This window comes from Streptomyces sp. NPDC044984 (assembly GCF_040646935.1).
GTDB lineage: Bacteria > Actinomycetota > Actinomycetes > Streptomycetales > Streptomycetaceae > Streptomyces.
Genome location: NZ_JBEZBE010000012.1, coordinates 152,908 through 166,957 on the forward strand (window position 1 = coordinate 152,908; position 14,050 = coordinate 166,957).

At 71.8% G+C, this 14,050-nt stretch carries 10 protein-coding genes; all 10 read left to right on the forward strand.

Annotated features, from left to right (window positions below; genetic code table 11):
* The first annotated feature begins 45 nt into the window (after positions 1 to 45).
* The 10 genes from AB0A94_RS15745 (at position 46) to AB0A94_RS15790 (ending at position 14,044) form a co-directional block, all read left to right on the forward strand.
* A complete protein-coding gene (locus AB0A94_RS15745) occupies positions 46 to 945 on the forward strand; it encodes a DUF4255 domain-containing protein (protein ID WP_361744549.1) in 900 nt (299 codons plus the stop codon).
* Between the two features lie 75 nt (positions 946 to 1,020).
* Positions 1,021 to 3,024, forward strand: coding sequence for an ATP-binding protein (locus tag AB0A94_RS15750; RefSeq protein ID WP_361744551.1), 2,004 nt, complete (start codon positions 1,021 to 1,023; stop codon positions 3,022 to 3,024).
* A complete protein-coding gene (locus tag AB0A94_RS15755) occupies positions 3,015 to 3,293 on the forward strand; it encodes a hypothetical protein (RefSeq protein ID WP_361744553.1) in 279 nt (92 codons plus the stop codon). The genes AB0A94_RS15750 and AB0A94_RS15755 overlap by 10 nt, the downstream gene beginning before the upstream one ends.
* On the forward strand, positions 3,290 to 10,087 hold the full coding sequence (locus AB0A94_RS15760; RefSeq protein ID WP_361744555.1) for a DUF4157 domain-containing protein: 6,798 nt from the start codon (positions 3,290 to 3,292) through the stop codon (positions 10,085 to 10,087). The genes AB0A94_RS15755 and AB0A94_RS15760 overlap by 4 nt, the downstream gene beginning before the upstream one ends.
* A 3-nt stretch (positions 10,088 to 10,090) precedes the next feature.
* Entirely contained in the window at positions 10,091 to 10,831 is a 741-nt protein-coding gene (locus AB0A94_RS15765) for a hypothetical protein (RefSeq protein ID WP_361744557.1), read from the forward strand.
* On the forward strand, positions 10,828 to 11,541 hold the full coding sequence (locus tag AB0A94_RS15770) for a hypothetical protein (RefSeq protein WP_361744559.1): 714 nt from the start codon (positions 10,828 to 10,830) through the stop codon (positions 11,539 to 11,541). Before AB0A94_RS15765 ends, AB0A94_RS15770 begins: the two co-directional genes overlap by 4 nt.
* An 11-nt stretch (positions 11,542 to 11,552) precedes the next feature.
* Positions 11,553 to 11,939 carry a hypothetical protein gene (locus tag AB0A94_RS15775; protein WP_361744649.1) on the forward strand — a complete coding sequence of 129 codons (387 nt, stop codon included), beginning with the start codon at positions 11,553 to 11,555 and terminating at the stop codon, positions 11,937 to 11,939.
* A complete protein-coding gene (locus tag AB0A94_RS15780) occupies positions 11,932 to 13,071 on the forward strand; it encodes a hypothetical protein (protein ID WP_361744561.1) in 1,140 nt (379 codons plus the stop codon). Before AB0A94_RS15775 ends, AB0A94_RS15780 begins: the two co-directional genes overlap by 8 nt.
* 39 nt (positions 13,072 to 13,110) lie before the next feature.
* Complete coding sequence (locus tag AB0A94_RS15785; protein WP_361744563.1) at positions 13,111 to 13,647, forward strand: phage baseplate assembly protein V; 537 nt, start codon at positions 13,111 to 13,113, stop codon at positions 13,645 to 13,647.
* Between the two features lie 61 nt (positions 13,648 to 13,708).
* On the forward strand, positions 13,709 to 14,044 hold the full coding sequence (locus AB0A94_RS15790) for a hypothetical protein (protein ID WP_361744565.1): 336 nt from the start codon (positions 13,709 to 13,711) through the stop codon (positions 14,042 to 14,044).
* Positions 14,045 to 14,050: the final 6 nt, after the last annotated feature.

The window sequence follows — 14,050 nt, forward strand, 5'->3', positions numbered from 1 at the left end:
CACGGCCGAGACCGGCAGGACGAGAGGAACCGAGGAACCGACGCCATGAGCAACGCACTCGCCATCGCCCACGTCACCCAGGCCCTCGCCCTGCTCATCGAGATGAACGTGGGGCCGGAGTTCGGCGAGGCCGTGCGGGTGGAGCCGCGCAAGCCGCCGGCCGAGCCGCCGGACCAGCCGACCGTCAACGTGTTCCTGTACCAGGTCACGCCCAACACCGCGATGCGCGGCACCGACCTGCCCACCCGGGCGGCCGACGGCACCCTGGTGAAGCGCCCCGTCGCCGCGCTCGACCTGCACTACCTGATCAGCGCCTACGGTGACGAGACGGAACTCGTCGGACAGCGGCTGATCGGCTCGGTGGTCCGGACCCTGCACGAGACACCGGTCCTGCCGAAGGACGTCATCGAACAGGCGGGGGAGCGGCCGTACCTGACGGGCAGCGACCTCGCGGAGGCCGCGCAGCGGGTGCGGTTCACGCCGACGGTCATGGACGTCGACGAGACGTCGAAGCTGTGGGGGATGCTCCACCAGACGCCGTACTCCCTCTCGGTGGTCTACCAGGCGTCCCTCGTCCTCATCGACGGCCGCGGCACGCCGGTGCCGCGCAAGCCGGTGGAGCGGCACGACGTACGGGTGCTGCCGTTCGGCGCGCCGGGCGCGCCGGTCCCTCCGGGGGGCGGTGGGGGCGATGCCGCCGGTACGACGGAGGAGCGCGGGGACACGGAGCCGGCGGGCCGGGAGAGGACGCCCGCCACCGCCTCCGCGAAGGCATCCGCGAGCCCGCCCGCGCGCACCCAGGCCGAACCGGCGGCGAAGACACCGGCGAAGACGCGTGCGAAGACCGCCGCCAAGCCGGCCTCTCGGGCACGCAGGTCACCGCGCAAGTCGACGGAGGGCGGCGGGCCCGCGCGGCGGGGCGGTGACAGGCCCGAGGAGAACTGAGACCGGGACACACGGCGGGGCGGTGACAGGCCCGAGGAGAACTGAGACCGGACACGCGACGGGGCAGGTGAGGACATGGGCACGACGTACACGACGTACGAGACCGGTGCGGGCGACGAGACGGGTACGGCTGACGCTGCCGCGCTGAGCGCGGAGATCCACCGCGTCCTGGCGCGCGTCGACGCGCACGCGGCCCGCGCCGCCGCCCCGGGCACCTCGGCAGCAGGGAAGAGCACGCCCCCGCCGGCCGAGGAGCGGACCGCGGCCTCCGTACCGCCCCGCACGGGCCCGCTCGACGCGCTCGTCGCCTGCTTCGGCCTCACCACGTTCGAACGGGACCTCGTCCTGCTCACCGCCGCGCAGGAACTGGAGCCGACGACCGCCGCCCGGTGCGCCGCCGCGAGCGGCGACCCGGAGCGCGCGTACCCCACCTTCTCCCTCGCCCTCGCCGCGCTCGCCGAACCGCACTGGAGCGCGCTCACCCCGGTGGCACCGCTGCGCCGCTGGCGGATCGTCGAACCGGCCGACGACACGTCCCTGACCACCGCCCGGCTCCGCCTCGACGAGCGCGTCCTGCACCTCCTGCTCGGCTCCCCCTACCTGGACGCCCGGCTGCACGGCCGGTTGCGCCGCGCCCCGGTCCCGGACCGGCTGCCACCGTCGTACGACCTTGCCGCGGACCGCATCACCACCGCCTGGACGACGGGCGCCCGCCCCGACACCCCACCGCTGGTGGAGGTGACCGGCGGCGACCCGCGCAGCCGCGCCGACATCGCCGCCGTGGCAGCCGCCCGCGCCGGAATCGGTCTCTGCACCATGAACGCCGAGGACGTCCCCGCCGACCCCGCCGAACGCGACCGGCTGGCCCGGCTGTGGCAGCGCGAGGCGATCCTGCTGCCCGCCGCGCTGCTGATCGAGGCGGGCGAACTGGACCGGGACCAGCGGGCGGCGACCGAGGCGTTCCTGGCCGGGGCCGCCGTACCCGTCGTGGTGTCCGGACCGGAGCCGCTGAGCGCGGAGCGCCCGCACGGCACCCGGGTGCCCGTGCCGCCCCTGGAGGACGACGAACAACTCGCCGTGTGGGCGGACGCGTTCACCGAGTTCGGCCTCGACGAGGGCGAACTGCGCTCGCTGGTCGCCCAGTTCCAGCTCCCGCCGCACGTCGTCCGCACCGCCGCCGACACCGTACGCCGCGACCTGCCCGGCGAGGACGAGCCGGACGCCGCGCGCCTGGCCTGGCGGGCGGGCCTGGAGGAGGCCCGCCTCGGCATGGACGCGTTGGGCCGCCGTATCGAACCGCGGGCGGGCTGGGACGACCTGGTGCTGCACGAGCGTCAGACGTCCGTCCTCCGGGAGATCGTCGCGCACGTCCGGCAGCGGCCCACCGTCCACCAGGAGTGGGGCTTCGCCGCCACCCTGCGCCGCGGCCTCGGCGTCACCGCGCTGTTCGCGGGCGGCTCCGGGACGGGCAAGACGCTGGCCGCCGAGGTGATGGCGAAGGAACTCGGCCTGGACCTCTTCGTCATCGACCTCTCGCAGGTCGTCAGCAAGTACATCGGCGAGACCGAGAAGAACCTGCGCCGGGTCTTCGACGCCGCCGAACGCGGCGGCGCGCTGCTCCTCTTCGACGAGGCCGACGCCCTGTTCGGCAAGCGCAGCGAGGTCAAGGACAGCCACGACCGGTACGCCAACCTGGAAGTCAGCTACCTGCTGATGCGGATGGAGGCCTACCGCGGCCTCGCCATCCTCACCACCAACATGAAGAAGGCCCTCGACACCGCCTTCCTGCGCCGCATCCGCTTCGTCGTCGACTTCCCCTTCCCGGCGGAGCGGGAGCGCGCCGAGATCTGGCGCCGGGTGCTGCCGTCGCGGGCGCCGGCGAAGGACCTCGACCCCGCCCTCCTCGCCCAGTTGACCGTGGCGGGCGGCTCGATCCGCAACATCGCCCTGTCCGGCGCGTTCCTCGCCGCCGAGGAGGGCGAGGCGTTGCAGATGCGGCACATGCTGGCGGCGGCCCGCACCGAGTACCTGAAGCTGGAGCGCTCCCTGACGCCGACGGAGGTGCGGGGATGGGTGTGAACCCGCGCGAGATCCGCGTGGACGTGGGCGAGCTCGCCCTCACCGGCTTCCGGGCCGACCCGGAGCGGGTCTCGGCCGCGTTCGAGCGGGAACTGACGCGGCTGGTCCGCGAGCACGGGGTGCCGCTCGCGGCGGACGGTGCCGTGACCATGGAGGCCCTGACCGGCCTCCCACCGCTGCCCGCCGGACTCTCCGCCCGGCGGCTCGGCCAGGAACTGGCGCGCGCGGTCCACCAAGGACTCAGCGGCCACGGGGAGGTGACGCGGTGAGCTCCCGGACCCAGCAGGACCGTGCCGAGCAGTCCGCCGAAGAGCGCCGCCGCAGACGCAGGGAGCGTGCCGCCAGGTCCCGTACCCCCGAACCGAAGAACATCGTCAGCGGCGCCGGCCGGCCCCTCGACCCCGGCGTCCGGCGCGAACTCGAGGAACAGCTCGGCCACGACCTCGGCCGCGTACGCCTGCACACCGGCCGCGACGCCGGCCGACTGACGGAACTTCTCGGCGCCGACGCGGTCGCCGTCGGCCAGGACGTCTTCTTCCGCGAGGGCACGTTCAAGCCCGGCACGGACGAGGGCCGCCGCCTCCTCGCCCACGAACTCCTGCACACCGTCCAGAACCCGCACGGCCTGGGCGCGCTGCGCGCCGGCCGGGAACTGGGCGCGGTCAGCCTGCCGCAGCAGGCGATCGAACGGGAGGCGGAGGGCGCGGCGCAGGAGCTGGTGCGCGAACCCGGTCAGGACGCTCCCCAGGTGGAGGAGGGGCAGGCCACGCCTGGGTGGCTGCGGTACGCGACCGTCGACGCCGACCGCCGGCGCATGGAGCAGTTGGACCCGGCGACCCTCGTCGACCGCCTCGCCAACACCCTCCTGCGGTCCCTGCGCGGTGACCCCGAGGACCGGTCGAGGCGCGTGCGGCTGCAACTGGCCCGGATGGCGCCGGAGGTGCAGGACGTCGTCCTCGACCGGCTGGAGCTGCGGCTGCCCGCCCCCGTCATGGACCGGCTGCTGGCGGCAGTGGAGGAGACGGAGCAGGCCGGGCCGCTGCCGATGGACGCCGCGGCGGCTCCGCACGCCGTGCCCGGGGCGGTGGAGCAGGTCGAGGAGGAACGCGAGCAAGCCTCGGACGAGAAGCGGCAGGAGGAGCAGCGCGCTGACGCTCCCCGGGCACCCCGGGAGGGGGACGGGCAGCAGGAAGACCACAGGGGGACCGTGCCCGGCGACCGGCAAGACCGGCAAGACCGGGACGACAAGGACGACGACGGCAAGGACCAGGACGGTGACGCGTCCGGCGGACAGGGTGCTGCTCGGGATCGCGGGGAGTCGGCCGGGCGGCAGCAGGAACGGTCCCGGAACCGGCAGGAGGAGCGGAGCACCTCCGGCCAGGCAGCACAGAAGGACGCCGCGGAGGAGCGCAAGGGCGCGGCGAACACCCAGCAGGAGCAGAAGGAACAGGACCAGCAGGACGAGCGGCTGGCGCAGCAGGAGACGGACGGGGCTCAGGACGAGGCCGCGGCGGAACCGGAGAAGCAGGCCGGCGAGCAGGAGCCGCGGCAGGCGGACGGCGCGGGTGCCGAGGCCACCGGTCGGCAGACCGCCAAGCCGTCGCCTGTGGACCGGAGCGGGGCGGAGCCGGGCGAGAAGGCCAGAGCGGGAGGCGAGGCCCGGCCTGCCCGCAGCATCGGTGACCCGGAGAACGAGGAGACCGCCGACGACGAACCACTGGGACTGGAATCGGAGTCCGCGGAGGACGGCTCGACGGAAGAACCGGACACCGGCGAGGAGGAGAGCGGTGGCGCGCCCGCCGCCGACATCGACCTTGCCGGACAGACGGACGATCCCAAGAACCTGGCTCCCTTCGAGAGGCGGAGGAAGAAGGGCGCACAGCAGCTGGTCGGCCCGGCGCCCTCAGGTGTCGAACCGATCCCGGAAACCGCCCTCGACGAGACCGAATCCAATGCCTCCCGAGACGCCGACTCGCGCATGGAGAGCGACGATCCCGAGGACCGGGCTCTGCAGGATCTGCTGAGTGCTGCATCAGCCGAGCAGGACCTCGGACCCGAGGAAGGCGGGAGCGGCACCACGACGGTGCCGGGCAGCGCGTCGGCAGGGATCCCCGCGACGGATCCGTCCGGACGGGACCGGGACGAGAAGGGAGCCGAGGACCAACGCGAGGATGCCGAGGCCCGACGCCGCGACGAGGCGGCGCGCGGGGCCGATGGTGTCGTGGGCGGGACCACCCTCGGGGCCGGGGAGACGACCGCCCCGGGACAACTGGACAAGGCCGGCGAGGACGCGCGTCGTCAGGCGTCCGGCAGTGCTGTGTCCGGCTCGGTTGCAAGGACGGACGGGGCAACTACGACGGACAGCGCCGCCGCATCGAACCGGGGCGGGCAGGATGCACCGAACCCGAGCCGAGTCGGCGGGGAGGCACCGGCTGCTGGCCCATTGCGGAACCGTGCCGGATCGGGCCCGGGTGCCGACCGGGCCGACGCCTCGGACGGCGCCGCTGGAACCCTCACCGGGGAGGACTCATCCGTCCCTGCCCCCGATATCGACGCCGGGCGGCGGAGCGTCACCGAGGGCAGGGGCCCCGTCACCTCTCCGGGGCCGGAGACAGGCCCGGAGCGCGTCTCCGCACCGGGCCCCGCAGGCGCCCCGAAACTCGCCCCCGGCAACGGTCCGGCACCCATGGCCGTGCCAGAGCCGCGGGCCAACGCCCCCAAGGCCGCTCCGTCGGCGGGACCGGGCGGTTCCACGGGTGCCTCGTCCCGCCCGGCAGGCGGTAAGCGGCAGGCGGCCCGCCAGGCCGCGAAGACCACGCGTCGTGGCGGCGGAGGCTCCGGCCGCACGGCGTCCGCGCCCACACCGGTACGCGCCGGTGGTCGCGGCGGCGGCCGTGCCGCCGCGTCCGGTGGGGCCACGCCCAAGAAGGAGGCTCCCGCCCCGGACGTCTCGAACGCCACTCCCGAGTCAGGCCTGTCGACCGCCGCGTCGCTCAAGCCCCACCAGGCCCTGGAGACGCTCAAGGGCGTCGACGGCGCGGTGACCCGCTCGGTCGACAAGGAACGCACGACCCTGCGCAAGGCACCGCCGGCCATGCAGCGGCCGTCCGGTTCGCCACGGACCGTGCCCGGCGGCCCGAGGGCGGCGGCCCCCGGCACGTACACGAACGCGAAGGTCGCGCGTACGGAGGCGGCTGCCGGCAGGACACCCGAGATCACTGGCGAGCAGAAGCCGGAAGGAGAGGTACCGGGCGCGGACGTGCCGGAGCCGAGCTGGTGGGACATCGGCCTGACGATCGGCGCCCAGCTCATCGGCAAGCTGCTGAAGGAGATCCTGCCGCTCGACGACCTGATCGACTCGATCCTCCAGCTCCCGACGAAGGACGAAGGGCTGAACAGCGCCCGCGTCGGCGACGCCCCGAGGCTGCCGCTGGAGAACGACTCGGACCCGCAGCGCACCGACGAGCAGGGCCGCAAGCTGGACGAGCGCAGGAACGAGCTGCACACGGCCGGCCGGGAAGACGCGTCCCGTCCGATGGGCGAGGACCAGATCTATCCGGACGTGCCGAGGGAGACCCTGACCGGAAAGGTCGCCGGCGGCAAGAAGACCGCGGGCTCGGGCGGTTCCCGGTCCGTGTCCGGCGGCGGGGTGCCCATCGAGTCCGCGTCCGCCGTGGCCGAGCACGACCGCGGCCCGCAGATCCAGGCGGGCTTCGCCCAGGGCCGGCAGAGGATGACCCAGGAGCGTCAGGCCAAGGACAAGAAGGCGACGCAGGACCGGCAGAAGCACGACCAGGACCTCCAGCGGGAGGTCACCGCCAGCAGCAGGAAGCAGGCCGACGCCCGCGACAAGGGCCGCTCCGACATCGCCGACTCCCGCGACAAGTGGCGCAAGGAGCAGGACGACAAGGTCGCGGAGATCGACGGCAAGAAGGGCAAGAAGTACGACCAGGTCCGCAAGGACATCGACGACAAGCAGGAGCAGACCGACAAGGACGTCGACAAGCGGACCGAGGACGACAACAAGAAGATCGAGGACGAGCAGACCAAGGCCGAGCGGGACGCGGAGAAGAAGCAGGAGGAGGGCAAGGGCGACGCCGACAACTGGCTCGAAGAGGCCATCGAGAAGCTGAAGGACTTCTTCGAAAGCCTCAAGAACGCCATCAAGGGCATCTTCGAGCGGGCCCGCCAGGTCGTCACCGACCTCATCGACACGTTCAAGCAACAGGTCTTCAAGCTCATCGACGACGCCCGCAACTGGGTGATCGACCAGATCAACAAGTTCGCCGACGCGCTGATCGCCCTCGGCGACGAACTCCTCGCCGACTACCCGGCGATGCGCGACAAGTGGCGCAACACCATCAACGACGCGCGCGACTGGGCCGTACAGAAGGTCAACGAGGCGGCGGACGCGCTGAAGGAGGTCACCGGGAAGCTGCTGGACGGCCTGTGCGGTGCGCTGCTCGCCGGGCTGGACGTGCTGGAGGGCGGACTGCTGGCGGCCGTCGACATCGCCGAGACCGTCACGGTCGGCGCCCTGGAGTTCGGCGCCGCCGCCGTCGCGGCGCTCGGCGAGTGGGCGGCCATCTTCAACGACATCGTCTCCGACCCGGGCGACTGGATCAGCAAGGCCGGGGCCGCCGCGGAGACGGGGGCCAAGGAGTACCTCTTCCAGGAGATCAAGACCGCGGTCAAGGCCTGGTTCAACCAGAAGGTCCAGGAGATCATCGGCATCCCCGCGGAGGACTTCCAGGAACTCGTCTCCGGTGGCGTCACCGTCGAGCAGATGGCCCAGATGGCCTGGGACGAGGCGGTGCCGCAGCTCCCCTTCATCATCGGCGTCCTGGTCGTGGAGAAGGTCGTCGCCAAGCTGATCCCCGGCGCCGGCTGGGTCATGGCCATCATCGACGCCCTCCAGACGGCATGGGGCGCGCTGAGCGAGATACTCGCCGCGTTCGGCCTGTTCATGGACTTCCTGAAGGCAGTCAAGAGCGGCAACGCCGCCCTGCCCTTCGCGAAGGCGGTCGCAGCGGGCGTCGTCGCACTGCTGGAGCTGGTCTACCAGTTCCTGATCGAGGGCGTCAGCCGCTTCATGGGCAAGGTGGCCGAACGGCTCGGCGACATGCTCAAGAACATCCGCACGAAGAAGAAGGACCCCGGCCCCTCCGGCGACCCCGGCAAACCGGGAACCCCGGCGAAGCCCAAGGACGAGCGGCCCGCACCGGCCGACGACCGCACGCCGGCCCCCGGCCGCGCGGACGACAGGCCCGCCGACCGCCCGGCCCCCCGCAAGCCGTCCCCGAACAGGACCTCCCGCCCGCCGTCGCGCCCACGCCCCGGCAAGCGCTCCACTCCGGCGAAGAACCCCCGCCCCACGCACACCACCCGACCGAAGAAGCGCCGCGACGACGACGAACGCCGCGAGGAGGGGCGGGAGGTGAACGCCGCCAGGCGACGGATGCGAGACGCGGAGCGGCGCATGAAGGACGACGACCGGAACGAGCGCCCCGCCACCCCGACCCGCCGCGGCCCGGCCCGCGACACCTTGCGTCCCGGCCGGCGCCGCCCGGGAACCGACCGCACCGACGACCGCGACCCGAGAAGACTTCGGGGGGACGAGCGGCACCCGGACGACAACCGGCGTGACGACAGGCGCCGGGATGACCAGGACCCCCGCCGGGCCCGTGACCGCCGCCCCGGTCGGGTCCAGCGTGCCCGCCAGACCGTCAAGTCGGCGCTGAACAGGGCCCGTCGCGCGGGACACAAGCTGTACGGCAAGGCCCGCCGCAGACTCGGCGGTCGGCTGAACGACCGCCTGCGCCGTCTGCGGAACCTGTGGCGCCACCGTCGGGACCGGCTGCGGGGCGACCGTTTCCGCAGGAGCGAGAGGAACCGCAGGGAGCGCCCCGACGAGCGGTTCATGCGCGATCTCATCCTGCCCAAGGCGCGATTCCGGGACGACACCGACGAAGTCCACACGCTGATGTTCCACGGCAAGGGCCCGCAGGCGGACCTGTACGTGCACAGCACTCCCATCGGGGTGCCCGGCTTCCTCGACCAGTGGAGGCAAGAACTCGCCACGGTCGAGGACGCTGTCGACCGGGCGGCGCAGCAGTCCGCGCTCAGGGCGGCGGAAGCCAGCTACCAGCGAGCGGAGGCACTCCAAGGCAACCTGCCGGCGAAGGAGATGAGAAAGGAACAGGCGAAGCGGCGCAGCAAGTGGCAGCCGACGTACACCGCGCTGCGCAAGGAACTGGACGTCCTGGCGGGTTACCTGAGGCAGCGCCCCCACCCGGTGCCGCTGCCGGATCCGCGGATTCCGCCCTTCCCGAACGCCTCCACGCCCGCGGACCCGTTCACCGCCGAGTACCTGAACAGGGAGAGCAAGGGAACACCGGCCAACGCCGCCCCGGACGACCAGCCCGTCGGCTGGAAGTACATCCAGGACAACGACCTCAACGACGACTCCAGCGACTACTGGGTCAAGATGCACCTGCTGCCCGATGCCATCGGCGGCCCGGCCCGAGGCAAGAACCTCGTGCCTGCCAGCGGTCCGGGTGTGAACACTCCCTTCCTGCACGGAGTCGAGCAGTACGCCAAGGACGCCCTCCATCTGATTCACACGGGCCAGGAACAGATGATCTGGTACCGGTCCCGCGTTACCTACCACGGTCCGCCGGTGCCGCAGGGCTTCCCGGACTTCATCGAGTCGGCATGGGGCGCGTACTGGGAGAACCGGCCGAAGCGCACGTGGGAAAAGGACACAAATCCTCACACGCCGCCCTTCAGCAAGGATCCGGACCCCCCGTCGAAGGAACGCAGGCTCCACCTCAACAGCGCCTCTCACGACAAGATCCGGCGCATGCTCCGCGAGACCGACCAGTTCGTCGACATCCTGGTCAAGGCTCGTCCCTTCCACAGCCGCCTGGACATCGCACGGGCCGTCGTACGGCACGAGAAGAGCAAGAAGAGCACTTTCGGGCTGCTCCCTGACAAGGAGCGTCGCCTCGCCAACATCTTCAACGGCATCAAAGAGGGTCGCATCACCCTGGAAGAGGAATAAGACATGACGCCCCGCGAGGGATGGACCATCGAATCCCCGACACGGTACGAACACCTGCTCCTGGCAGCCCTGGACGCACTCGGCTCCTGCCCGAAGATCGACGTCTCGCATCAGGAGCTGGTGGTGGAGAGCCAGGCAGAGGGGCCGAACGGCATATCGGCTGCGAGGCTCGCAGCGGAAGCCATGGAGGCGGCCTCCCTCCTTCCGGAACTGGAGCAAGTCATCGTCGCCCCCGCGATCGCCGAACAGGCGCCCCGATTCCGCCGGATCGCCGCCCACTGGCGTGGCAGGGAAGCAGTGCAGGACCTCACGGGAGAGTTCAGGATTCCGCAGTTCTATCGCGCCATCTTCGAACCCGCCCCGCCGCTGGCCTGGGAAGGCTCGCCGCCCGATGAACTCGAATTGTTGGCGCAGTTCCGGCAGGTCGACGGTCATCCCCGCTCGGGGACAGGGCAGTTCGCCTTGGTCCGGCTTGAGCCGAACACCACGCCGTTGGAGATCTGGGTGTGGGACGCGCGCCTCGGCGCTCAGCGGATGGACTTGGACTACCTCGGCTACCTCGAAGCGCTGGCTGTCACCAAGGGCACGTATGGCTGGCAGTACCTCTTCACCGACCTGTCCTTTCTGAACGACGACCTCTACCACGTCGCGGAGAGCATGAAGGCCATGCTGCGCCGCTTTCCCGACCTCTTCCCGCAGCACGACTACACGCAGCTGCGTGAACGTCTGGAGGAACGACTGTGACCCGCTACGCAGACATCCCCAAACCCATCCGCTCCGGCATCGTCGTGGTCAACCCCGACACCGGCACCCCCCAACGCGTCATCGTGCTCCAGTTCAACCCGGACACTCTGGAGCGCAGCGTCGCTCCCCAGTCCGCCGGGGACAGTGGCGACACCGGAGCCGGCGGCACCGGGAGTGGCGACCGGAACGAGGCGCTGCGGCTCAAGGGTCCCGCGCAGGAGACCTGGAAGTTCACCGCCGAGATCGACGCCACCGATCAGTTCGAGATCGCCGCGCCGGACGGGATCCATCCGCAGCTCGCCACGCTCGAGATGCTGGTGCAGCCGACCACCGCGAAGCTCCGTGAGGCGATGCGCCTGTCCCAGAAGGGCGCCATCGAGATCACCCCGATCGAGATGCCCCTCACCCTCTTCACCTGGGGCAGCAAACGCGTCATGCCGGTCCGGCTCACCGAACTCTCCATCAACGAGTCCGCGTTCGACGTGAACCTCAACCCGATCCGCGCCTCCCTCAGCATGGGCATGAAGATCCTCACCGTCAGCGACCTGCCCGCCGGGCACCGCGGTGCCGATCTCTACATGGCCCACCTCGCGCAGAAGGAACGCCTCGCCGCAGCCGCCCGCAGCACCGGCATCGGGTCGCTCGGGCTCGCCGGGGCCGCCGGCTTCGTCACCGGAGCCGGAACCGGCACCGGAACCGGAAGGGGATGACACAGACCACCATGGCCGACACCGAGCCGTACGAGTACGAGAGCGCCCTGGACGCCATTCCGGGGACGCACCCCTACCCCCGCACCAGCCGCTACCACGACGCCGAGATCGGCATCCACCGGACGGCCGACGGCACCGAAGTCCGGTACGCCAAACGGCGGTTGCTGCCGCCCCTCCCCGACGACCCGGACGACGCGCAGGAGACCCAGGCCCACACCGTCGCCTCCGGCGAGCGTCCCGACCTGCTCGCGCAGCGGTACTTCGGGGATCCGGGACAGTGGTGGCGGATCGCCGACGCCAATCCCGTCCTCGACCCCGACGAGCTGACCGCGGAGGCGGGACGGGTCATCCGCGTCCCGCTCGCCGGCGGCTTCCCCCGGGGGGACCGGCGTGTTTGACGTGCCCGTGGGGCAGGGCCCCGTCCACGTCACGCTCCTCATGGGGCCCAAGCTCGTGCGGCCCGTGCCCGCCGAAGTGACCGAGGCACTGCTGTCCGCGCAGATCACGGCCACCGCGGGGGAGCGCAGCGGCTTCCAGCTCGCCTTCGACCTCACCAAGAACGGGCTCGTCAACCGGCGCCTGCTGCCCGAGGGGTACTTCGACCCGAAGACGCGGGTCGTCGTCACCGTCACCGTCAAGGGCACCTCCGACGTGCTCTTCGACGGACTCGTCGTACGGCAGGAGGTCGGCGCCAGCAACCAGCCCGGCCACTCCACCCTCACCGTCACCGGCGAAGACCTCACCCTCCTCATGGACCTCGAGGAGCGCACCGCCCGGTATCCCAACCTTCCGCCCTGGGAACGCGTGCTGGCCATCCTCCGCCGCTACTCGGACTACGGCGTCCGGCCCGACGTCCACAAGGAGCAGATCACCCAGCCCCCGCACCAGGACCTGCGGACGCACTACCAGACCGGGACCGACCTCCAGTACGTCACCGAACTCGCCCGCGCCAACGGCTACACCTTCTACCTGGAGCCCGGACCCACCCCCGGACAGTCCTCCGCCCGCTGGGGACCCGAAGTCCGGCTCGGCATCCGCCAGCACGCCCTCAACGTCAACATGGACGCCCACTCCACCGTCGACCAGCTCACCTTCGCCTACGACGGAACGGCACGCGAGGAGCCGCAGGCGCGCTGGCAGAACCCGGAGAACCGGCAGTCGTCGCTGCTTCCGCAGCCGTCGATCAGTCCGCTGCGCCCACCCCTCGGCAAGCGTCCCACCCCGGCCCTCAAGCGCCGCACGCTCTCCGGGACGGCGAAGCAGCAGCGGGCGCAGGCCGAGGCCGAACTCCTCGCCCGCGCCGCCGTCTCCGCCGACGTCGTCTCCGGCTCCGGCTCGCTCGACGTCAACCGGCACGGCTACATCCTCCAACCCCGCCAGCTCGTCGGGGTGCGTGGCTCGGGGCGGGCGTACGACGGCGACTACTACGTGAAATCCGTGACGCACAACCTGCGCCCCGGCTCGTACCAGCAGAACTTCACCCTCTCCCGGGAGGGCCTGGAGGCCCGGAGCGACTATGTCCGGCCCTGACACCACCCGACAGACCACCCGCATCAGGAGCACCCCACCATGGCGGCACCCGGCAATCGCTACCTCGGCAAGTTCCGCGGCCGCGTCGTCAGCAACGACGACCCCCTGCGCATCGGACGCGTCACCGTCGAGGTCCCGGACGTCCTCGGCGACGAGCCGTCGACCTGGGCGCTGCCCTGCCTGCCGTTCGCCGGGCCGCGGTCGGGGCAGTTCGTGGTGCCGCCGCCCGGCACCGGCGTGTGGGTGGAGTTCGAGCAGGGTGACCCCAGCTTCCCGGTGTGGACGGGGTGCTGGTACGGCGCCGCCGACGAGCTGCCGCCCGACGCCCGCGACGCGCTGCGAGCCGGCGGGCCGGACAAGCCGGCCGTCGTGCAGACACCGCGCGCGCACAAGATCGTGCTGAACGACGCCCCCGGCACCGACCAGGGGATCCTGCTCCAGGCCCAGGACGGGGCGTACATCCGCATCACCCGCGAGGCCGTGGTCATCGCCACCGGCGCGGGCGCCGAAGTCGTCCTGCGCGGACGCGAAGTGACCATAAACGAGGGCCAGTTGACCGTCCTGTCCAAGCGATAGGAACCGTGCTTTCCCAGCCGGCGAACACGAACACGAAGACGAAGACGGGGGACCAAGACAAGTGTCCGGGAGTCTGCTCGACGCCGACGCCGTGATCGGCTGCCCGCACGGCGGCCGCGTCGCCGCCACCACGCCACCCGCGGACGGAGTACGGCTCGCGGGGGCGGCCGTCGCCACGGCCGCGCACACCTACGCCGTCACCGGCTGCCCGCACACCGTCGACAACGTGCCCACGCCGTGCGTGTCGGTCCGCTGGACCGCCCACGACACCGGCGTCACCGTCGCCGGCGTGCCCGTACTGCTCGACACCTCCGCCGCCCAGTGCCTCACCGCGGCCCTCGTCCCGCAGGGCGCGCCCGTCGTCCAGGCCGCGCAGCGAAAGGTCACCGTCCGATGAGTTCAC